Source organism: Pseudomonas sp. MWU347, from assembly GCF_017947305.1.
In the GTDB taxonomy this organism is placed as follows: Bacteria; Pseudomonadota; Gammaproteobacteria; order Pseudomonadales; family Pseudomonadaceae; genus Aquipseudomonas; species Aquipseudomonas putida_A.
Window position 1 is genome coordinate 635370 of record NZ_JAFGZB010000002.1, and the last position, 24068, is coordinate 659437.

The following is a 24068-nucleotide window of genomic DNA, read 5'->3' on the forward strand; positions in this document are numbered from 1 at the left end:
CTCAATAAGCGATACGAATGTCGTTGAAGTCATGGTCACGCTCGGTTTCCGGCGACTGGCCCTCATCGAACAGCAAACGGTGAATGCGCCGCGCCGATTCCTGAAACGCCACGCCGCCGAGGCTTTGCAGATCGTATTGATGGCTGTGCACTTCAGCGCGCACCCGCCCCGGATGTGGCGACAGCAGCAGGATGCGATTGCCGACCACCAGCGCCTCTTCGATCGAGTGGGTGACGAACAGCAAGGTGAAGCGCACTTCTTCCCAGAGCAGCAGCAATTCTTCCTGCATCTTGCGCCGGGTCAGCGCATCCAGTGCGGCGAATGGCTCGTCCATCAGAAGGATTTTCGGCTGCATCGCCAACGCCCGGGCAATCGCCACCCGCGCCTTCATGCCGCCGGACAAAGTGTGGGGATAGGCGTCGGCGAATGCTGCCAGACCGACTTTTTCCAGATAGTGCAGCGCGCGCTCTTCGGTCTCCTTTTTCTTCAGCGTGCGCGAGGCCAGCAGCGGAAACATCACGTTCTGTTTGACGGTTTTCCACGGCGGCAGTTGATCGAATTCCTGGAACACCACGATCCGATCCGGACCCGGTTCATCGACCCGCTGCCCTTGCAGCCGAATCTCGCCTTCGCACGGCGCAATGAATCCGGCGACCGCTTTGAGCAAGGTGGATTTGCCGCAGCCGGACGGGCCGAGCAGGACGAAGCGGTCCGCCGGATCGACCTCGAAACTGACTTGATGGGTGGCCCGTACCACCCGTTGCGGGGTGCGGTATTCAAGGCTGACTTGGTCAACCGCCAGCAGCGCCTGGCTGCTGGCGATCGGGTTGCTGGCCGCGTGGCCTTGCAAGGGGGCATTCATCTCGATCAGCTCCCTTGCAGCGGTTTGGCGTCCTGGAAGAAGTAGTCCTTCCACGATTCCGGTTTGTTCTTGATCGCACCGACGCGGTAGAGGAATTCGGCCAGTGGATAGGTATTTTTCGGCGTGACGCTGAATTCGAATTGCGGGTTGTCGATGATTTTCAGCAGCTCGGCGCGGTCGATCTTGGCCTTGGTCACGCGGATGTAGGTGTCCGCCGCCGCGCCCTTATCGTTCTGCGCAAATTGCGCGGCTTCGGTCAGCGCTTCGACGAAGGCCTTGTAGGTTTTCGGGTTGTCGTTGCGGAATTTCTCGGTGGCGAACAGCACGGTTGGCGAGTTCGGGCCGAGGATGTCGTAGGAGTTGAGCACCACGTGCACGTTCGGGTTCTGCAGCGCCTGATCCTGGAACGGTGGGTTGGAGAAATGCCCGGTCAGCTCGGTGCCGCCGGCAATCAGCGCAGCGGTCGCATCCGGGTGCGGCACGGCGATGGTGTACTTGTCGAGGCGATTGAATTCCTTGTCACCCCACTGTTTGGCCGCCGCGTATTGGAGGAAGCGCGACTGCACCGACACGCCCACCGCCGGCACCGCAATGCGGTCTTTCTCGGTGAAATCGGCAATGGTTTTGACCTTGGGATTGTTGCTGACCAGGTAGTACGGGAAGTTGCCGAGCGAGGCGACTGCCTTGACGTTCTGCTTGCCGTGGGTGCGATCCCAGATGGTCAACAGCGGGCCGACGCCGGCGCCGGCAATGTCGATAGAGCCGGACAAGAGCGCATCGTTGACCGCCGCGCCGCCCGAGAGCTGCGTCCAGTCGACCTTGATGTCGAGGCCTTCCTGCTTGCCGTACTTCTCGATCAGGCCCTGATCGCGCACCACATTGAGCAATAAATAGACAATCCCGAACTGTTCGGCGATGCGGATTTCACCTTCGGCGTGGGCCACGGTCGGCGCCACCAGGCTGCCGGCAAGCAGGCTGAAACCCAGGCCGATGGCCGCCGCCAGCGATGCAAATGGAAGACGTTTGGACATGATCGAATCTCCGGCAAATCAGAAAGGCGCGTCGCCCTGAATGGTCGTGCGATACAGCTTGCGGCGCAGGTGTGCGGGGCAGCCGGCGGCGAGGTGGATCAGCGAACGGTTGTCCCAGAACACCATGTCGTGGGGCTGCCACTGGTGGCGGTAAATGTTTTGCGGCAGCACGCTGTGGGCGTAGAGCTCGGCGAGCAGTTGTTTGCTCTCGTCCTCGGGCAAACCGACGATGCGGGTGGTGAAGCCTTCGCTGACGAACAACGCCTTGCGGCCGCTTTCCGGATGGGTGCGAACGATCGGGTGCACCACTTCGGCGACCTGCGCCAGTTGTTCCGGGGTCAGGGTCGGACGCCAGTTGCCTTCGAATTTGGTTTCGCTGTAACGCGCGGTGTAGGAGTGTGCGGCGGAGCGCCCTTCTACGGCTTTACGCAGCGCTTCGGGCAGGTTGTCCCAGGCTTTGTGCATGTCGGCAAACAAGGTGTCGCCGCCCTCGGACGGTAATTCCTGGGCATGCAGCATCGAGCCAAGGCTCGGCAGCTCTTTATAGGAAAGGTCGGAGTGCCAGAACTTGCCGGCATCGCCGAGGCCGATGTTCTGGCCGTTCTCGACGATGTTGGAAACGATGAGGATTTCCGGGTGATTGGCCAGCAGGAACTGCTTGAGCACGTGGATCTGCAACACGCCGAAGCGGCGGCTGAAATCGATCTGCTGTTGCGGGGTGATGCGCTGGTCGCGGAACACCACGACGTGGTGATCCAGATGCGCACGATGAATGCGCGCGAAGTCCTGATCGTTGACCGGCCGGGTCAGGTCCAGGCCGATGATCTCGGTACCGACGGCACCGCTGAACGGACGAATTTCAAAGCTTTGCGGCGCGGCAGTCGCGGCGCTTGGGGTGGCAGTAGCTGCGGACATCTTTCAATCTCCCACGCACGGCGCGCTCACAGGCGCGCACGTCGATCAGACACTCACGCTGGATTGCGTGTTGGTTCAGGTCGTGCGGCGCGCCGATTGGTCGGCAGGTACGCAGGTGGATGACTTTAAAGCTATAAGAACGGGAAATTAAATACCGTTAATGAATAACGATATGGCGGAGGGTGAGGAATGGACTGGATGGTGAGTGACGATTTGTGTCACTTACTGACAGGGGTGTGGTGATTTTGCTGGCCCCTTCGCGAGCAAGCCCGCTCCCACATTTGATCTTCAGTGGACACAAGTTCTGTGTTCGACCGGGATCCACTGTGGGAGCGGGCTTGCTCGCGAAGGGGCCATGTGCCGCGCTGAAGACCTACCGCTCGTGCAACGCCTCGGCCCGCGCCCGGATGATCGGCTTGAGCAGATAGCTCAACACCGATTTCTTGCCGGTGATGATATCCACCGACGCCACCATCCCCGGGATGATCAGCAACGGCTTTTCATCAGTGCCCAGGTGGCTGCGCTCGGTGCGCACCTTGATGATGTAGTAGGTGGTTTTCTTGTCTTCGTCGGTGATGGTGTCGGCACCGATCTGCTCCAGTTTGGCTTTCAGCCCGCCATAAATGGTGTAGTCGTACGCGGTGAATTTGACGATCGCTTCCTGCCCCGGGTGCAGGAAGGCAATGTCCTGCGGACGGATCTTGGCTTCGACCAGCAAGGTGTCATCCAGCGGCACGATTTCCACCATGTCGCTGCCCGGCTGAATAACACCGCCGATGGTGTTGACCAGCAACTTGTTGACGATCCCGCGTACCGGCGAGGTGACCAGCGTCCGGCTGACCCGGTCTTCCAGGGCCTTGCCGGTGGCCTGGGCCTTGTTCAGGTCGGTGCGGGCTTCGTTGAGCTGGGTCAGCGCATCGCTGCGAAATTTGCCGCGAGTCTCGTCGATCTTGCGCTGGACTTCCTTGATGGCCGATTCGGCGCGCGGGATCGCCAGCGTGGTGGCGTCGAGCTGACCACGGGTTTCGACTTCGGCACGCTTGAGCCGCAGCACTTCTACCGGCGATACGGCGCCCTGCGCCACCAGCGGCTCGGACATGTTGATTTCCTGACGTTGCAGGCCCAGTTGCTGGCGATACTGCGCCTGCTTGGAGCTGAACTCGCGCAGCTCTTGCTGACGCTGGATCAACTGCTCCTGCAAACCGCCGATCTCGTCGTGCAGTTGCTGACGACGACTGATGTACAACGATTCTTCGCTTTTCGCCTGGCCCGGCACGGCTTTGAGCACGTCTTCAGGGAAATTCAGCGGACGGTCATCGACCTCGGCGCTCAGACGCTCGACGCGCAGCAGCATCGACAGCCGATCAGCCTCGGTTTCGCCGACGTTGGAAGCAAACCGCGTGTCGTCCAGGCGAATCAGCGGTGCGCCGGCCTCGACGATCTGACCTTCCTTGACGAACATTTCCGAGACGATCCCGCCCTCAAGGTTCTGGATTTTCTGGATCTTCGACGACGGAATCGCCTTGCCGTCGCCCTTGGTCACTTCGTCGATGACCGCGAAGTTGGCCCACAACAGCAGGAACAGGAAGAAGCCGATGATTGCCCAGATGGTCAGGCGCACGACGCGCGGGGCGTCCTCGATCAGCGCCTTGTTGACCTCCGGCAGCGGCTGGCCCTGCAGCGAGGCAGAACCCTTGAAGTAGCGACGGATCGACTCTTTGACACCCGACTTAAGCAACACTGATCTGCCCCTTCTTCAACGCTTCCATCACGGCGGCTTTCGGGCCATCGGCGAGAATCTGTCCACGGTCGACCACCAGCAGGCGGTCGACCAGCGACAGCAGCGAGGCCCGGTGCGTCACCAGCACCACGGTCTTGTTTTCAACGACGGCGGCCAGACGCTGCTTGAGGCGTTCTTCGCCGGTGTTGTCCATGGCGCTGGTCGGTTCGTCGAGCAGCAGGATCGGCGGGTTGAGCAGCAGCGCCCGCGCCAGAGCAACGTTCTGCCGTTGGCCACCGGACAGGTTCTGCCCGCGCTCGCCGACTTGCAGCTCATAACCCTGCGGATGCAGGCGGGCGAATTCGTGCACGCCGGCCAGTTCGGCGGCTTGCAGTACCAGCTCGTCTTCTACATAGCGCGCGCCAGAGACCAGATTGTCGCGCAGGGTACCGGCCAGCAGCTGGATATCCTGCGGCACGTAGCCGATGTTGTAGCGCAGCTCGCTGACGTCGATCTGGCGGATGTCGACGCCGTCCACCAGCAACGCGCCGTCGTCCGGCTGATACAGGCCCACCAGCAGTTTCGCCAACGAACTCTTGCCCGAGCCGCTGCGGCCGATGATGCCGATCTTCTCGCCGGGACGAATCACCAGGTTGATGTTCTTCAGCGCCGGGTTCTGCTGTTCCGGGTAGGTGAAGTTCAACTGACGGCACTCGATCGCGCCCTGCAACACCTTGCGGCTCAGCGGACGTTCTTCGAAATTGCGCTCCTGCGGCAGCTCCATCATCTGGTCGACGGAAGTCATGGTTACCCGTGCCTGCTGGTAGCGGGTCAACAGACCGGACAGCGACGCCAGCGGGCTGAGCGCGCGGCCGCTGAGCATGTAGCAGGCAATCAGACCGCCCATGCTCAGGTTGCCGGCGATGATCTGATACACGCCGAAGACGATCATGATCACCCCGGCCAGTTGCTGGATCAGCAGGGTGATGTTCATCGCCAGACCGGAGAGCATTTTCACCCGCAGCTCGAGGCGGCTGAGAGTGCCGATGGTCTGTTCCCACTGGTACTGACGTTCGCTTTCGGCGTTGTTGACCTTGACCGCATCGAGGCCGGCGAGGGTTTCGATCAGGCTCGACTGACGCTCGGCGCCGAGGGCCATGGTGCGTTCCATGGTCGCTACCAGCGGCTTCTGCAACGCATAGCCGATCAACAGCGCAATCGGGAACGCCAGCACCGGAATCCACACCAGATGCCCGCCGAGAATCGCGATGACGATGAAGATCAGAATGGTGAACGGCAGGTCGATCAGGCTGGTCAGAGTCAGCGAGGCGAGGAAGTCGCGCAGGCTCTGAAACTCATGGATGTTCTGCGCGAAGCTGCCGACCCGCGCCGGGCGGTACTTCATGGCCATGCCGACGATGCGCTCGAACAGCGTCGCGGAGATGATCAGGTCGGTTTTCTTGCCGGCCAGATCCAGGCACAGGCTGCGCAGGCTTTTGAGGATCAGGTCGAAGATGTAGGCACCGGTGATGCCCAGCGCCAGCACCCACAGGGTCGCTTCGGCCTGGTTCGGCACCACGCGGTCGTAGACGTTCATCACGAACAGCGGCGCGGCCATGGCGATGATGTTGATCAGGAAACTCGCGGCGATCGCATCGGCATACAGCCAGCGTGAACGCTTGAGGGTGTCGCGAAACCACGAGCGCGCACGCGGGATCAGCGTGCCGTGGTTGACGTCGAATTTGTGCTGCGGCTGGGCGAAGAACACTTTGCCGGTGTAGTCGTCAGCCAGCAGTTCGCGGCTGACCACCGATTCGCCGCCGTCGCTTTCGCTGAGCAGCACCCGGGCTTCGTTGTCACCTTGCCAGCCGAGCAGGACGGCGCTGCGGCCATCCTTGAGCAGCAACAGCGCCGGCATGGCAATCGCCGGAATCTCTTCCAGCTTGCGTTGCAGCACCCGACCCTGCAGCCCGGCGCGAGCCGCTGCGCGGGGCAGCAACTCGACACTCAGGCGCTGCTTGGGCAACGGCAGGCCAGTGGTGAGCATCGCGGCACTGGCCGGCTTCTGGTGCAACATGCATAGAGCGAGCAAGCCATCCAGTAACGGATCGTCGTGCATCGCGCGCGGATCATGAATGAGTTGAACTCGACTGACTTCTGATTCCACGCTCGGCACTCTTGGCTAACAATTGAACAATGAAGGTTCTGCTCAATTCATACCCGGCAGTTGGACCTTCGGCTTCACATCGTTCTGCACGACGGATGCCAATGGTGCGACCACTCCCTGGCTCTTGAGCAACTCGCCCATGGTCGCCTTGATTCGATACTGAGTAAATAACTGAATGTTCTTGATCTCGGCCAGACGGCGCGAAGCGGTGAACAACTCGTTTTCGCTGTCGAGCAAATCGAGCAGGGTGCGCTCGCCGAGGCTGAACTGACGCTGGTAGGCGGTACGCACGGCGGTGCTGTGATCAACGTACTGCTGCGCGATCGGCACCTGCGCATTGGCGTTGTTCAGGGCGTTCCAGGCCAGGCCCAGTTCTTCGTTCAACTGACGCAGGGCGTTGTTGCGGATGTCCAGCGCCTGGTTCGACAGGTACGACTTGGATTCCAGATCGGCCTTGTTGCTGCCGCCCGAATACAGGTTGAAGCGCATGCGCAGCATCGCCTGCCACTCGTTGTTGTGGCCGTTCTGACCATCGAGATCGTTGTCGGCGGTGCGTCCCAGCTCGGCGTCGAAACGTGGGTAGAACGTCGACTTGGCGGTTTCGTACTGCTTCTCGGCAGCGGCGATATCGGACTCGGCCGAGCGCAGGATCGGGCTGTTTTCCAGCATCTGCGTACGGGCTTCATTGAGGTTGGCCGGCATCATCGCCATGAACGGCGCCGGGCGCTCCAACTGGTCAGGCATCTGGCCGACGGCACTGAGGAAGTTGGTCTCGGAGTCGGCGAGGTTGGTCTGTTCGGTGATCAGGTTGTTGCGGGCCTGAGCCATCCGCGCTTCAGCCTGATCAAGGTCAGCGCCGCTACCAACGCCGCGCTGGGTGCGTAGCTGGATCTGATCATAGATGCGCTGGTGGCTTTTGAGGTTTTCTTCGGCCAGACGCACGAATTCGCGGCGGGTCAGCACGTCCAGGTACACCTGGGCGACGGTCAGCGCGGTGCGCTCGGAAGTGCCGAGCAGCGAGTAGGCGCGGGAGTTGACGGTGGCTTGTTGACGCCCGACTTCGCTGGACGTGGCAAAACCGTCAAAAACCATTTGCGAGAGACGTAAACTTGACTCGCTGCGGTTCAAAGTTTCCCAGTGGTTGCCGCCACCGTTGGCGCGCGTGGTCACGCTGTCAGTGCCCTCACGGCCATAACCGCCCAGCAGATCTACCTTGGGCAGGTATCCACCTTTGGCTGCCTTTAACTGATAATCCGCGGCCAAACGACTGTTGACCCCCGCCTGGATTTCCGGATGGACATCCAGTGCCTGTTGCATGGCTTCTGGTAAGGATTGTGCTTGGACGAAAGAGGCGGCGAGGGCGAACGGTAGAGCCTTGAACAAGTGCAAACGCATGGTAAAGATTTCCCAGGACTTCTTGTCTTGAATCACAGCAAAACGTGCTGCTGCGTCGGATGATTGGCAACCGGAATGACCGTATGTCGGAAAGTTCAAAATAGGAACTGGATCACACGCTGAGGGACAGGTCGCCGCGGAAATATCAATGTGACATTAGTGGGGCGATTGTTTAGGATGGCACCCAGAAGGTCAATAGTTTGGCATAAAGTTAATAGCGAAAGAATCTAGCCAAATTATTGACGAAGAACAGCGTCAATCTTGATTCGCAAATTTTTAAAGTACGTCCAGACTGAATCGGCGCCGAAGCCATCAGGCTATGGAAGTCAACTGAACGTGACACCCGGAGAGTCTTCAATGAGCAGTGTTGTTGCCATCGTCAAAAGCATTGTCGGTCAGGTATTCGTGGTCTCCCCCGAGGGTGTACGCCGCGTGCTCGTTGAAGGCGATCGCCTGTTCGTCGGCGACCAGATCGATACCGGCCTCTCCGGCGCCGTGTCGCTGGAACTGGCGGATGGCCGCACCCTGGACCTGGGCCGTGAAACCCAGTGGAGCGCCAACGCGCCCGACTCCAGCACTGACCTGGCCGAAGCCACCGCGCAGGCCGCACCGTCCGTAGCCGAGCTGCAGCAGGCCATCGCCGCCGGTGCCGACCCGACCACCGCCCTTGAAGCCACCGCTGCCGGCGCTACCGCCGCAGGGACTGGCGGCGCGGCAGGCGGCGGCCACAGCTTCGTGATGCTCGACGCCACCGCTGGCCGCGTCGATCCGACCATCGGCTTCCCGACCGCGGGCATCAACGCCGGTGCACAAGCGGCACAGAACATCACCGGTGGCCAGACCACCGACACCACCACCAACGCCCTGCGTGAGTCGACCCTGAGCCTCAGCGCCACGCCGACCATCACCGAAGCCGGCGGCGTGCTGGTGTACACCGCGACCCTGACCCAGGCGCCGCTGACCGACCTGACCATCACCCTGTCCAACGGCTCGGTGATCGTGATTCCGGCCGGCTCCACCACCGGCACCGTCAACGTGCCGCTGGCACCGAACGACACCGTTTATAACGACCCGACCCAGATCAACGTGACCGTCACCGGCACCACCGGCGGCAACGGCATTACCGTGACCCCGCCGACCACCCCGGCGACGACTCAGGTCACCGACACCATCGACACCACCACCGTCACCCTGACCGCTGGCAACAGCGTCACCGAAGGCGGTCAGATCACCTATACCGCGACACTGACCAACCCGGCGCAGACACCGGTCACCGTCACCCTGTCCAACGGTTCGACCATCACCATCGAAGCCGGCCAGACCACTGGCACCGTCAACGTGCCAACCGCGCCGAATGACGTCTACAACAACGGCAGCACCGTCAGCACCACCATCACCGGTGCCACCGGCGGCAACTTCGAGAACCTGGTGCCGAACACGACGCCAGCCGTGACGAACATCGTCGATTCGCGCGACACCACCGGCCTGACCCTCACCGCCACCGGTACCGTGGTCGAAGGTGGCCAGATCACCTACACCGCGACCCTGACCAATCCGGCACAGACGCCGGTTACCGTCACCCTGTCCAACGGTTCGACCATCACCATCGAAGCCGGCCAGACCACTGGCACCGTCAACGTGCCGACCGCGCCGAACGACGTCTACAACAACGGCGGCACCGTCAGCACCACGATTACCGGTGCGACCGGCGGCAACTTCGAGAATCTGGTGCCGAACACCACGCCGGCGACCACTACCGTCACCGACTCCATCGACACCACCAACCTGTCGCTGAGTGCCACCGGCACCGTCGCTGAAGGCGGCTCGATCGTTTACACCGCGACCCTGACCAACCCGGCCGGCACCCCGGTGACCGTGACGTTGAGCAACGGCTCCGTCATTACCATCGAAGCTGGCAAAACCACCGGTACCGTGACCGTTCCGGCGCCTGCGGATGACGTCTACAAAGATGCCGGCAAAGTCGAAGTCAGCATCACCGGCACTACCGGTGGCAATTTCGAGAACCTGGTGCCGAGCACCGTTCCGGCGGTCACCGAAGTCACCGATACCATCGATACCTCGACCGTCAAACTGACTGCCGATACCTCAGTCGCTGAGGGCGGCATCGTCACTTACACCGCCACCGTCGGTGCACCTGTGACCGGTTCGCCAGTGACCGTGACCCTGACCAACGGTCAGACCATCACCATCGAAGTGGGCAAAACCACCGGCACCGTGACCACCACCGCGCCGAACGACGCGCTGACCGGCAACCCACCGCTGACCAACGCCATCACCAATGTCAGTGGCGGTAACTACGAGAACCTCGTCGCCGACAAAACCCCGGTTTCGACCACCGTTACCGACACCGTCGACACCACCAACCTGTCGTTGAACGCGACCGGTACCGTGGCTGAGGGCGGTTCGATCGTTTACACCGCGACGTTGACCAATGCTGCCGGCTCGCCGGTCACCGTGACCCTGAGCAACGGCGCCGTGATCACCATCGAAGCCGGTAAAACCACCGGCACCGTGACGGTTCCGGCGCCTGCGGATGACGTATACAAAGACGCCGGCAAAGTCGAAGTCACCATCAACGGTGCAACCGGCGGCAACTTCGAAAATCTGGTGCCAAGCACTGTCCCTGCGGTCACCGAAGTGACTGATACCATCGACACTTCGACGGTCAAACTGTCCGCTGACACCTCGGTCGCCGAGGGTGGCACCGTCACTTACACCGCGACCGTTGGTGCGCCTGTGACTGGCTCGCCGGTTGTCGTGACTCTGGCCAACGGTCAGTCCATCACCATCGAAGTGGGTAAAACCACTGGCACCGTGACCACCACCGCACCGAACGACGTGCTCAACGGCCAGGCGCCGCTGAGCAACTCGATCACTGGCGTGAGCGGTGGCAACTACGAAAATCTGGTCGCCGACAAGACGCCGGTCAGCACCACCGTGACTGATACCGTCGACACTACCAACCTCTCGCTGAGCGCCACTGGCTCCGTCGCTGAAGGCGGTTCGATTGTCTACACCGCGACCCTGACCAACCCGGCCGGCACCCCGGTGACCGTGACCCTGAGCAATGGCTCCGTCATCACCATCGAGGCCGGCAAAACCACCGGAACCGTGACCGTTCCGGCGCCAGCCGATGACGTCTACAAAGATGCCGGCAAGGTCGAAGTCAGCATTACCGGAACCAGCGGTGGCAATTTCGAGAACCTGGTGCCGAGCACCGTTCCAGCTGTCACCGAAGTCACTGACACCATCGATACTTCGACCGTCAAACTGACCGCTGATACTTCGGTCGCTGAAGGCGGCACTGTCACTTACACCGCTACGGTTGGTGCGCCGGTGACTGGCTCGCCGGTGGTTGTGACCTTGGCCAACGGTCAGACCATCACCATCGAAGTGGGCAAAACCACTGGCACCGTGACCACCACCGCGCCGAACGATGCGTTGAATGGTCATGAGCCACTGAGCAACGCGATCACTGACGTGAGCGGTGGCAACTACGAAAATCTCGTGGCCGACAAAACCCCTGTCAGCACCACCGTCACCGATACCGTCGACACCACCAACCTGTCGCTGACTGCGACCGGCACCGTGGCTGAAGGTGGCTCGATCGTCTACACCGCGACCCTGACCAATCCGGCCGGCACGCCGGTAACCGTGACCCTTTCGAACGGCTCGGTAATCACCATCGAAGCGGGTAAAACCACCGGCACCGTGACCGTTCCGGCGCCAGCCGATGACGTCTACAAAGACGCCGGCAAGGTTGAGGTCAGCATTACCGGAACAACCGGCGGCAATTTCGAGAACCTGGTGCCGAGCACCGTCCCTGCGGTCACTGAAGTGACTGACACCATCGACACCTCGACCGTAAAGCTGACCGCCGATACCTCGGTGGCTGAAGGTGGCACCGTCACCTATACCGCGACCGTTGGCGCGCCTGTCACCGGCTCGCCAGTGATCGTCACGTTGGCCAACGGCCAGACCATTACCATCGAAGTGGGCAAAACCACTGGCACCGTGACCACCACCGCACCGAACGATGCGTTGAACGGTCACGAGCCACTGACCAACGCGATCACTGACGTGAGCGGTGGCAACTACGAAAACCTGGTCGCTGACAAAACCCCGATTTCGACCAACGTCACCGACACCGTCGACACCACCAACCTGTCGCTGACTGCGACCGGCACCGTGGCGGAAGGCGGTTCGATAGTCTACACCGCAACCCTGACCAATCCGGCCGGTACTCCGGTGACCGTGACCTTGTCCAACGGCTCGGTGATCACTATCGAAGCCGGTAAAACTACCGGCACCGTGACCGTTCCAGCACCAGCCGATGACGTTTACAAAGACGCTGGCAAGGTTGAAGTCACGATCAAAGACGCCGCAGGCGGCAATTTCGAGAACCTGGTGCCGAGCACCGTTCCGGCTGTTACCGAAGTGACCGATACCATCGATACGTCGACGGTCAAACTCACCGCCGACACTTCGGTCGCTGAAGGCGGGACTGTCACTTACACCGCCACCGTCGGCGCACCGGTAACCGGCTCGCCGGTTGTTGTCACCTTAGCCAATGGTCAGAACATCACCATCGAAGTGGGCAAAACCACCGGCACCGTGACCACCACCGCGCCAAACGATGCGCTGAACGGTCACGAACCGCTGACCAACTCGATTACCGGCGTCACCGGTGGCAACTACGAAAATCTGGTCGCTGACAAAACCCCGGTTTCGACCACCGTTACCGACACCGTCGACACCACCGACCTGACGTTGAGCGCCACTGGCTCCGTTGCCGAAGGTGGTTCGATCGTTTACACCGCGACCCTGACCAATCCGGCCGGTACGCCGGTGACCGTGACCCTGTCGAACGGCTCGGTGATCACCATTGAAGCGGGTAAAACTACCGGCACCGTGACCGTTCCAGCGCCAGCCGATGACGTCTACAAGGACGCTGGCAAGGTTGAAGTTACGATCAAAGACGCCGCAGGCGGCAATTTCGAGAACCTGGTGCCGAGCACGGTTCCGGCTGTCACCGAAGTCACTGACACCATCGATACTTCGACCGTCAAACTGACCGCCGACACTTCGGTCGCTGAAGGCGGCACTGTCACCTACACCGCGACTGTCGGGGCCCCGGTAACCGGTTCGCCAGTGACCGTCACGTTGGCAAACGGCCAGACCATCACCATCGAAGTCGGCAAAACCACCGGCACCGTCACCACCACTGCGCCAAACGATGCGCTGACGGGTCACGAACCGCTGACCAACTCGATTACCGGCGTCACCGGCGGCAACTATGAAAATCTGGTCGCTGACAAAACCCCGGTCAGCACCACAGTCACTGACACCGTGGACACGACGAATCTGTCGCTCAGCGCCACCAACTCGGTCGCCGAGGGTGGTTCAATCACCTACACCGCGACCCTGACCAACGCTGCTGGCTCGCCAGTCACCGTGACCCTGTCCAACGGTTCGGTGATTACCATCGAAGCGGGCAAGACCACCGGCACCGTGACCGTTCCAGCGCCTGCCGATGACGTCTACAAAGATGCCGGCAAGGTTGAAGTCACCATCAACGGTGCAACCGGCGGCAACTTCGAGAACCTCGTTCCGAGCACTGTTCCGGCAGTGACTGAAGTCACTGACACCATCGACACCACGTCGGTGAAACTGACCGCAACCGAGTCTGCTGCTGAAGGTGGCACCGTCACCTACACCGCCACTGTCGGTGCTCCGGTAACCGGCTCGCCTGTGGTCGTGACCCTGGCCAACGGTCAGAACATCACCATCGAAGTCGGCAAGACCACCGGCACCGTGACCACCACCGCACCGAACGATGCGTTGAACGGTCATGCGCCGCTGACTAACGCCATCACCGACGTGAGCGGCGGCAATTACGAGAATCTGGTTGCCGACAAAACCCCGGTCAGCACCACCGTGACCGATACCGTCGACACCACCAACCTGTCGCTGGCCGCGACCGGCACCGTCGCTGAAGGCGGTTCGATCGTCTACACCGCAACCTTGACCAACCCGGCCGGTACGCCGGTAACCGTGACTTTGTCCAACGGCGCCGTGATCACCATCGACGCGGGCAAAACCACCGGCACCGTGACCGTTCCAGCACCTGCCGATGACGTCTACAAAGACGCCGGCAAGGTCGAAGTCACGATCAAGGATGCTGCGGGCGGCAACTTCGAGAACCTGGTGCCAAGCACCGTTCCAGCCGTTACCGAAGTCACCGACACCATCGATACCTCGACCGTGAAGCTGAGCGCCGATACTTCGGTGGCTGAAGGCGGCACTGTCACTTACACCGCTACTGTCGGCGCTCCAGTGACTGGCGCGCCTGTTGTTGTGACCCTGGCCAACGGTCAGACCATCACCATCGACATCGGCAAGACCACCGGCACCGTGACGACCACCGCACCGAACGATGCGTTGAACGGTCACGAGCCGCTGAACAACTCGATCACCAATGTCAGCGGCGGCAACTACGAAAACCTCGTCGCCGACAAGACGCCAGTCAGCACCACCGTGACCGACACCGTCGACACCACCAACCTGTCGCTGAGCGCGACGCCGGCGGTGAACGAAGGCGGGCAGATCACCTACACCGCCACCCTGAGCAACGCCGCCGGCACCCCGGTGACCGTGACCTTGAGCAATGGCGCGGTGATCACCATCGACGCCGGCAAAACTTCCGGCACCGTGACCGTCGATGCGCCGAAGGATGACGTCTACAAGGACGCCGGCACCGTTGAGGCGACCATCAAGGGCGCGACCGGTGGCGACTTCGAAAACCTGGTGACCAGCAACACCCCGGCGGTGACCACCGTCAACGACACCATCGACACCTCCACCGTGTCGCTGACCGCCACCGCCAACGTCGCCGAAGGCGAAACCGTGGTTTACACCGCAAGCGTGACTGCACCAGTAACAGGCTCGCCTGTTGTGGTCACTCTGTCCAACGGCCAGACCATCACCATCGCCGTCGGTGAGACCACCGGCAGCGTGAACTTCGTCGCGCCGAACAGCCCATTGGCGGGCGGCAGCTCGCTGAGTGTGGCCATCGACAAGGTTGCCGGCGGCAACTATGAAAACCTGGTGGCCGACAAGACACCGGCGAACACCTCAGTGTCGGACACTGTCGACACCACCAACCTGAACCTGACCGCCAGCGACTCGGTGGCGGAAGGTGGTTCGATTGTTTACACCGCGACCCTGACCAATCCGGCCGGGACGCCGGTGACCGTGACCCTGTCCAACGGCGCGGTGATCACCATCGAAGCCGGTAAAACGTCGGGCACCGTGACCGTTCCAGCTCCGGCTGACGACGTGTACAAAGACGCGGGTAAAGTCGAAGCAACCATTTCCACCGCTACCGGTGGCAACTTCGAGAACCTGGTGCCTAGCACCGTTCCGGCCGTCACCAACGTGACCGACACCATCGATACCACCACGGTCAAACTGACCGCGACCGAATCGGCTGCGGAAGGTGGCACCGTCACCTACACCGCGACTGTTGGTGCGCCAGTGACTGGCTCGCCGGTCGTGGTGACCTTGGCCAACGGTCAGAACATCACCATCGAAGTGGGTAAAACCACTGGCACCGTGACTACCACTGCGCCGAACGATGCGTTGACCGGCCACGCGCCGCTGACCAACGCCATCACCGACGTGAGCGGCGGTAACTACGAGAACCTCGTGGCGGATAAAACGCCGGTTTCGACCAATGTCACCGACACCGTCGACACCACCAATCTGTCGCTCAGTGCGACCGGCACCGTGGCCGAGGGTGGCTCGATCGTCTACACCGCAACCCTGACCAACGCCGCTGGTTCGCCAGTCACCGTGACCCTGTCCAACGGCGCGGTGATCACCATCGAGGCCGGTAAAACCTCTGGCACCGTGACCGTTCCGGCGCCAGCCGATGACGTGTACAAGGACGCCGGTAAAGTCGAAGCGACCATTTCCAGCGCTACCGGTGGCAACTTCGAGAACCTGGTGCCAAGCACCGTTCCGGCCGTCACCAACGTTACCGACACCATCGACACCACCACGGTCAAACTGACCGCGACCGAGTCCGCTGCTGAAGGTGGAACCGTCACCTACACCGCCACCGTCGGTGCTCCGGTAACCGGCTCGCCTGTAGTCGTGACCTTGGCCAATGGTCAGAACATCACCATCGAAGTCGGCAAGACCACAGGCACCGTGACCACCACCGCGCCGAACGATGCGTTGACCGGTCATGCGCCACTGACCAACGCCATCACCGACGTGAGCGGCGGTAACTACGAAAACCTCGTGGCGGATAAAACGCCGGTTTCGACCAATGTCACCGATACCATCGACACCACCAACCTGTCGCTCAGTGCCACTGGCACCGTCGCTGAAGGCGGCTCGATCGTTTACACAGCAACCCTGACCAACGCCGCGGGCTCGCCAGTTACCGTGACGCTGAGCAACGGCGCTGTCATCACCATCGAGGCCGGCAAAACCACCGGCACCGTGACTGTTCCAGCTCCGGCGGACGACGTTTACAAAGATGCCGGTAAAGTCGAAGCAACCATTTCCACCGCCACCGGTGGCAACTTCGAAAACCTGGTGCCAAGTACCGTGCCGGCTGTCACCGAAGTCACCGACACGATCGACACCTCGACCGTCAAACTGACTGCCGATACCTCGGTAGCCGAAGGCGGCACCGTCACCTATACCGCCACTGTTGGCGCACCAGTCACCGGTTCGCCGGTCGTGGTGACCCTGGCCAACGGTCAGAACATCACCATCGAAGTCGGCAAGACCACTGGCACCGTCACCAGCACCGCGCCTAACGACGCGCTGACCGGTCATGCGCCTCTGACCAACTCGATCACAGGTGTGACTGGCGGCAATTACGAAAACCTTGTGGCTGACAAAACCCCGGTCAGCACTAACGTCACCGACACCGTCGACACCACCAACCTGTCGCTGTCCGCAACCGGTACCGTGGCCGAAGGTGGCTCGATCGTTTACACCGCGACCCTGACCAACGCCGCTGGCTCGCCAGTTACCGTGACGTTGAGCAACGGCGCCGTGATCACCATCGAAGCAGGCAAAACCACTGGCACCGTTACCGTTCCGGCCCCAGCCGATGACGTGTACAAGGACGCTGGCAAAGTCGAAGCGACCATTTCGACTGCTACCGGTGGCAACTTCGAGAACCTGGTACCGAGCACTGCTCCTGCAGTCACCAACGTCACCGACACCATTGATACCACCACGGTCAAGCTGACCGCGACCGATTCTGCTGCGGAAGGTGGCACCGTCACTTACACCGCCACTGTCGGTGCGCCTGTGACCGGTTCGCCTGTCGTTGTGACACTGGCCAACGGTCAGAACATCACTATCGAAGTGGGTAAAACCACCGGCACCGTAACCACCACCGCACCGAACGATGCGCTGACCGGTCATGCGCCGTTGACCAACGCGATCACCAATGTGAGCGGCGGTAACTACGAAAACCTGGTCGCCGACAAAACGCCGGTCAGCACAACCGTTACCGACACTGTCGACACCACCAACCTGTCGCTGAGCGCGACCGGCACCGTGGCCGAGGGTGGCTCGATTGTTTACACCGCAACGCTGACCAACGCCGCTGGTTCGCCAGTGACCGTGACGCTGAGCAACGGTGCAGTCATCACCATCGACGCCGGTAAAACCACCGGTACCGTCACCGTCCCTGCCCCGGCCGACGACGTCTACAAAGACGCCGGCACTGTTCAGGCAACGATCAAAACCGCGACCGGTGGCAGCTTCGAGAACCTGGTACCAAGCACCACGCCAGCAGTGACCAGCGTCACCGACACCATCGACACCACGGGCGTGAAACTCACCGCCACGGGCACCGTGGCCGAAGGTGGCACCGTCACTTACACCGCTACCGTTGGTGCGCCAGTTACCGGCTCGCCTGTCGTCGTGACCCTGGCCAACGGTCAGACCATCACCATCGACATCGGCAAAACCACCGGCACCGTGACCAGCATCGCACCGAACGATGCGCTGACCGGTCACGCGCCGTTGACCAACTCGATCAGCAACGTGAGCGGCGGCAACTACGAGAATCTGGTTGCCGACAAGACTCCGGTCAGCACCACCGTGACCGACACTGTCGACACCACCAACCTGTCCCTGAGCGCCACTAATACGGTCGCCGAGGGCGGTTCGATCATTTACACCGCCACCCTGACCAACGCCGCTGGTTCGCCAGTGACCGTGACCCTGAGCAACGGCGCAGTGATCACCATCGACGCCGGTAAAACCACTGGCACCGTGACCGTTCCTGCCCCGGCTGATGACGTCTACAAAGACGCCGGCACCGTGCAGGCAACCATCACCAATGCCAGCGGCGGCAACTTCGAAAACCTGGTACCAAGCACCGTACCGGCCGTGACCAGCGTCACCGATACCATCGACACCACTACCGTGAAGTTGTCTGCCACCGGTACAGCGGCTGAAGGCGGCAACGTCGTCTACACCGCCACCGTCGGTGCGCCAGTCACTGGTTCGCCAGTCGTGGTGACTCTGTCCAACGGCCAGACCATCACCATCGACATCGGAAAAACCACCGGCACCGTAACCACCACCGCACCGAACGATGCGCTGACCGGTCACGCGCCGTTGACCAACGCAATCACCAACGTGAGCGGCGGCAACTACGAGAATCTGGTTGCCGACAAGACTCCGGTCAGCACCACCGTGACCGACACCGTCGACACCACCAACCTGTCGCTGACCGCGACCGGCACCGTGGCCGAAGGTGGCTCGATCGTTTACACCGCAACCCTGACCAACGCCGCGGGTTCGCCAGTGACCGTAACGTTGAGCAACGGCGCCGTGATCACCATCGACGCCGGTAAAACCACCGGCACCGTGACCGTTCCGGCTCCAGCGGACGACGTCTACAAAGACGCCGGCACCGTGCAGGCGACCATCAAGTCGGCGACAGGTGGCAGCTTCGAAAACCTGGTGCCAAGCACCACGCCAGCCGTAACCAGCGTCACCGACACCATCGACACCACTGGCGTGAAACTCACCGCCACTGGCACCGTGGCCGAGGGTGGCACTGTCACCTACACCGCCACTGTCGGCGCTCCGGTAACCGGTTCGCCAGTGACCGTAAGCCTGTCCAACGGCCAGACGATCACCATCGACATCGGCAAAACCACCGGCACCGTGACCACCACTGCGCCGAACGACGTGTTGACCGGCCACGCACCGTTGACCAATGCGATCACCAACGTCAGCGGCGGCAACTACGAAAACCTCGTAGCCGACAAAACCCCGGTCAGCACCACCGTGACCGACACCGTCGACACCACCAGCCTGTCGCTGAGCGCGACCCCGGCGGTGAACGAGGGCGGCCAGATCACCTACACCGCAACCCTGAGCAACGCTGCCGGTTCCCCGGTAACCGTGACCCTGAGCAACGGCTCGGTGATCACCATCGACGCCGGCAAAACCACTGGCACCGTGACCGTTCCGGCTCCGGCTGACGACGTCTACAAAGACGCCGGCAGCGTGCAGGCGACCATCACCAACGCCAGCGGTGGCAACTTCGAGAACCTGGTACCGAGCACGACACCGGCCGTGACCAACGTCGCCGATACCATCGACACCACCACCGTCAGCATCACCGGCAGCACCTCGGTGACCGAAGGCCAGACCGCCAGCTACACCGTCAGCCTGACGCACCCGGCGCAAACCGACGTGACCCTGAAGATCGTCTACAGCGGCACCGCTGCCGACGGTTCGGACTTCACTGGCGTGTACACCGTGAAGATTCCGGCGGGCGCCAGCAGCGCGCAGTTCAACGTCGCGACCATCGATGACAAGATCACCGAAGGCACCGAGAACTTCGTGGTCAAGATCGACTCGGCCACTGGCGGCAACTTCGAGAACCTCGCCGTCAGTAGCACCAACGGCAGCGTCAGCACCTCGATCATCGATAACGATGCGCCACCGGTCATCGACCTGGATGCCAACAACTCCAGCGGCGCCACCGGTGCCGACTACAAGGTGACGTTCACCGAAAACACCCCGGGCGCCGGCGTGTCGATTGCCGATACCGACCTGACGATCACCGACCCGGACAGCACGATGCTGACCGGCGCGACCATCGTCCTGACCAACCGTCAGGACGGCGATGCGCTGAACCTGGGCAACAGCGTCAACGGCATCACCATCAATGCCAACAGCACCAACGGCACCGTGACCCTGACCCTGTCGGGCAACGCGACGCTGGCCGACTACATGCAGGCGATCAAAAACATCACCTTCACCAACAGCAGTGAAGACCCGAGCACCGTGCCGCGGATCATCACCGTGACCGTGACCGATGGCGGCAACTACTCCAACACCGCGACCACCACGGTCAACGTGGTGGCGGTCAACGATGCGCCAGTTGCGGCTCCGGTCAACGTCACCGGCACCGAAGACACCCCGCTGATCCTCGGCTGGTCGACCTTCGGTGTGACTGACGTCGACAGCCCGGCCAGCAGCCTGGGCATCAAAATCACCCAGCTGCCGGGCGAAGGCAAACTGCAGTACCTGGACGGTTCGACCTGGAAAGACGTCGCCAACAACCAGACCTTCAGCAAGGCCGACATTGACGCCGGCAAGCTGCGCTTCATGCCGGATGCCAACGAGTCGGGCGTCAACGGTTACGGCGGCACCGGTATGGGCAACAACCAGGCCGACTACGCACAGATCAAGTTCCAGCCAACCGACGGGCAACTGCTGGGCAACACCGGCACCGTGAAGATCGACATCACGCCGGTGGCGGATGCGCCGACCGTGAGCGTGGCCGACAACAGCGTGAAGTCCACCGGGCTGGTCAAGGAAGTCTGGACCGGCCTGTCGGGCCTGGGCACCAGCGGCAACGGCGCTGACTCGACCACGTTGAAAAACGTGATCGACGGCGCCGGCACCCCGAACTCCAGCACCAACGTGAATAACGTGCAGTCCGACGGCAGCGTGACCGCCGGTACCGCGTCGAAGACCTCGGGCCTGATCTATCTGGAAGCCGGCAAGACCTACAGTTTCAGCGGTGTGGCTGACGACAGCCTGCTGATCACCATTGGCGGCAAGAGCGTGGCGTCGGGTACCTGGGGCGCGGGCGGTGCGATCAGCGGTTCGTTCACCCCGACCACCAGCGGCTACTACACCCTGGACATCTACCACCACAACCAGAGCGGCCCGGGCAGCTATGACGTGAACCTGTCGGTCAACGGCAGCACGCCAATCGACCTGAGCAGCGCCGGCGTGCCGATCTACACCGGGGTGCAGGATCTGGTGAATTCCGGTGTGACCGTCTCCGACCTGCACGGCACCAACGGCGAAGGCTATTACGACGGCTACAAGCTCAACACTGGCGCCGAAGGCACCACGGTGAAACTGTCGGCGATCAACACCGCGCTGACCGACACCGACGGCTCGGAAACCCTGAGCGTGAAGATCAGTGGCGCGCCGGTCGGCTCGGTTCTCTCCGACGGCAACGGTCACACCTTCACAGTCACCGCGAGCAACGGCGAAGCCAACGTCACCGGCTGGAACCTGGGCAGCCTGACCGTAACCCCGCCGACCTACTACAACGGCCAGTTCAACCTGACCGTGACCTCGACCTCCACTGAAATGGTCGGCGGTTCGGCCAGCAGCACCGCGACGATTCCGGTCACCGTGGTGCCGGCGGTTTACAACGCGGTGGTTGGTACCTCTGGCGACGACACCTTCAACGGTACCGATGGCAACGACATCATGGTCGCCGACATCGGTGGTCTGACCGTGGTGCCGGGCACCAACTACAACATCGCGTTCATGGTCGACAGCTCGGGCAGCATGAGCACCTCGTCGATCAACGCGGCCAAGGACTCGCTGACCTCGGTGTTCAACACCCTCAAGCAGAGCCTGGGCGGCAGCAACTCGGGCACGGTGAACATCTTCCTGGCGGACTTCGATACCCAGGTCAACAAGTCGGTGTCGGTGAACCTCAACGACCCGAACGCGCTGACCAAGCTCAAAGCCGTGCTCGACTCGATGGCGTCCGGCGGCGGCACCAACTACGAGGACGTGTTCAAGACCACGGCCAACTTCTTCCAGAGCGCGGAAGCTGTGGCCAACACCGGGGCGAAGAACCTCACGTACTTCATCACCGACGGCCAGCCGACCTACTACCAGAGCGGCGAGCAGACCAACCCGACGCTGTACGGCAGCGTGAAGTTCGACAGTGTTGTGACGACCAGCAACTACAAGCTGGGCGATACCTTCAGCACTTACATCGACAGCACGCATTACCTGAGCATCAGTGCCGCCGGTGCTGCTGTTCTGCAAACGTATAAAAACGGCAGCTGGAACTGGAGCAGCCTGGGTACCGTTCACGCTCAGGGTGATGGCACCTATGAGTTGTCGAACCTGGCGGGCAGCGGCAGCAGCACCAGCTCGGCCACCACCGATAACGCCAACAGCAGCTTCGCCTTGCTCAGCGGCCTGTCGAACGTCGAAGCCATCGGTATCAACAGCGGTGTCAGCCTCAACGATCTGAAACCGTACGACTCGGATCACTCGCCGCAGACCAACATCGATCCGAAGGATCTGGCCAACTCGATCATCGGCCACACCGAAGCGACGATGCCGGGCAACGACACCGTCAGCGGTGGCGACGGCAACGACATCCTGTTCGGCGACCTGGTGAGCTTCAACGGCATTGCCGGCGAGGGTTATCAGGCGATGCAGGCGTACGTCGCACAGCAAACCGGTGTGGATGTCAGCAAAGTCACCACCAGCAACGTGCACCAGTACATCACCGAGCACTATCAGGCGTTCGATGTGTCCGGTGCGCATGACGGCAACGACACGCTGCTGGGTGGCGCAGGCAATGACATCCTGTTCGGCTCGGGCGGCAACGACCTGCTCGACGGCGGCAAGGGCAATGACATCCTGCTCGGCGGCACCGGCAATGACACGCTGATCGGCGGCCAGGGCAACGACATCCTGATCGGTGGTTCCGGTGCCGACACCTTCGTCTGGAAAGCAGGCGACACCGGCAATGACGTGATCAAGGACTTCAACGCCAACGAAGGTGACCGCATCGACCTGCGCGATCTGTTGCAGGGTGAAACCGGCAGCACCATCGACAACTTTCTGAAGATCACCACGGTTGATGGCACGTCGTCGCTGCAAGTCAGCTCGGCGGGCAAGTTCAACTCCGGCGACGCGGCAGCCGCCACGCCGGACGTGACGATCAAACTGGAAGGCAACAACTGGTCGAGCGCCAACATTCACAACCTGATTGCCGGCAGCGATCCGACCATCAAGGTCGACCACAACAACAGCTGATGCGTGAACAAAACGGCCGCCCCTTGGGGCGGCCGTCACGTTTGCGGCTAACTCGGCGGTGACGATTTCGTCGCCACCCCGCATACTCGCGCGCAGTTGGCCTATGCTGCTGACAGCATGACGCTGGATCTTTCTGAGGGATGCTCAATGTTTTACGTGCAACGCGATGCGCAAGGTCTGTTGATTCGCGTGGAAGCCGCGGCCTACGCCGAGGCCACGGAAACGCTGCCGGCCGACAGCCATGAAATCCAGGCCTGGTTCGCCAATGAAGTGGTGGAAACCAGCCTGAAACAGCTCAAGCAGAGCGACCTGGAAATGATTCGGGTACTCGACGACCTGATTCAGGTGCTGACCCAGAAAGGCGTGATCCGCGTTACCGATCTGCCGCCGGCGGCGCAGGCCAAGCTGATGGACCGCACCCAGGCGCGGGAAGCGCTGGGCGGGTTGAGCCACTTGATCGACGACGAAGAGACCGGGCTGATCTGATCCGCGATCTTCAGTGACCGGACTGACCCCTTCGCGAGCAAGCCCGCTCCCACATTTGAAATGCATTCCAATGTGGGAGCGGGCTTGCTCGCGCAGGCT

8 protein-coding genes are annotated in these 24068 nt (G+C 61.7%); 2 read left to right on the top strand and 6 right to left on the bottom strand.

The window, feature by feature from the left end; translation table 11 throughout:
* Window position 1: 1 nt before the first annotated feature.
* The 6 genes from KCG87_RS06415 to KCG87_RS06440 form a co-directional block, all read right to left on the bottom strand.
* The gene (locus KCG87_RS06415; protein ID WP_210556928.1) at window positions 2-862 is read right to left on the bottom strand and encodes an ABC transporter ATP-binding protein; all 861 of its coding nucleotides are present in this window, start codon (window positions 860-862) and stop codon (window positions 2-4) included.
* Between the two features lie 5 nt (window positions 863-867).
* Window positions 868-1893, bottom strand: a complete 1026-nt coding sequence (locus KCG87_RS06420; RefSeq protein ID WP_134785123.1) for an ABC transporter substrate-binding protein — start codon at window positions 1891-1893, stop codon at window positions 868-870.
* 18 nt (window positions 1894-1911) lie between these two features.
* Window positions 1912-2808 (bottom strand): TauD/TfdA family dioxygenase, encoded by an 897-nt coding sequence (locus KCG87_RS06425; RefSeq protein ID WP_210556930.1) that lies wholly within the window; start codon window positions 2806-2808, stop codon window positions 1912-1914.
* Between the two features lie 373 nt (window positions 2809-3181).
* The gene (locus tag KCG87_RS06430; protein WP_096796933.1) at window positions 3182-4549 is read right to left on the bottom strand and encodes an HlyD family type I secretion periplasmic adaptor subunit; all 1368 of its coding nucleotides are present in this window, start codon (window positions 4547-4549) and stop codon (window positions 3182-3184) included.
* A complete protein-coding gene (locus KCG87_RS06435; protein ID WP_027611114.1) occupies window positions 4539-6695 on the bottom strand; it encodes a type I secretion system permease/ATPase in 2157 nt (718 codons plus the stop codon). The genes KCG87_RS06430 and KCG87_RS06435 overlap by 11 nt, the downstream gene beginning before the upstream one ends.
* 42 nt (window positions 6696-6737) lie before the next feature.
* Entirely contained in the window at window positions 6738-8090 is a 1353-nt protein-coding gene (locus tag KCG87_RS06440; RefSeq protein ID WP_007961502.1) for a TolC family outer membrane protein, read from the bottom strand.
* A 357-nt stretch (window positions 8091-8447) separates the two neighbouring features.
* Here KCG87_RS06440 and KCG87_RS06445 point away from each other — a divergent pair, with 357 nt between their 5' ends.
* Together KCG87_RS06445 and KCG87_RS06450 are read left to right on the top strand one after the other, a co-directional pair.
* Window positions 8448-23483, top strand: coding sequence for a retention module-containing protein (locus KCG87_RS06445; protein ID WP_210556938.1), 15036 nt, complete (start codon window positions 8448-8450; stop codon window positions 23481-23483).
* A gap of 147 nt (window positions 23484-23630) precedes the next feature.
* Window positions 23631-23969, top strand: coding sequence for a tryptophan synthase subunit beta (locus KCG87_RS06450; protein WP_098966540.1), 339 nt, complete (start codon window positions 23631-23633; stop codon window positions 23967-23969).
* Window positions 23970-24068: the final 99 nt, after the last annotated feature.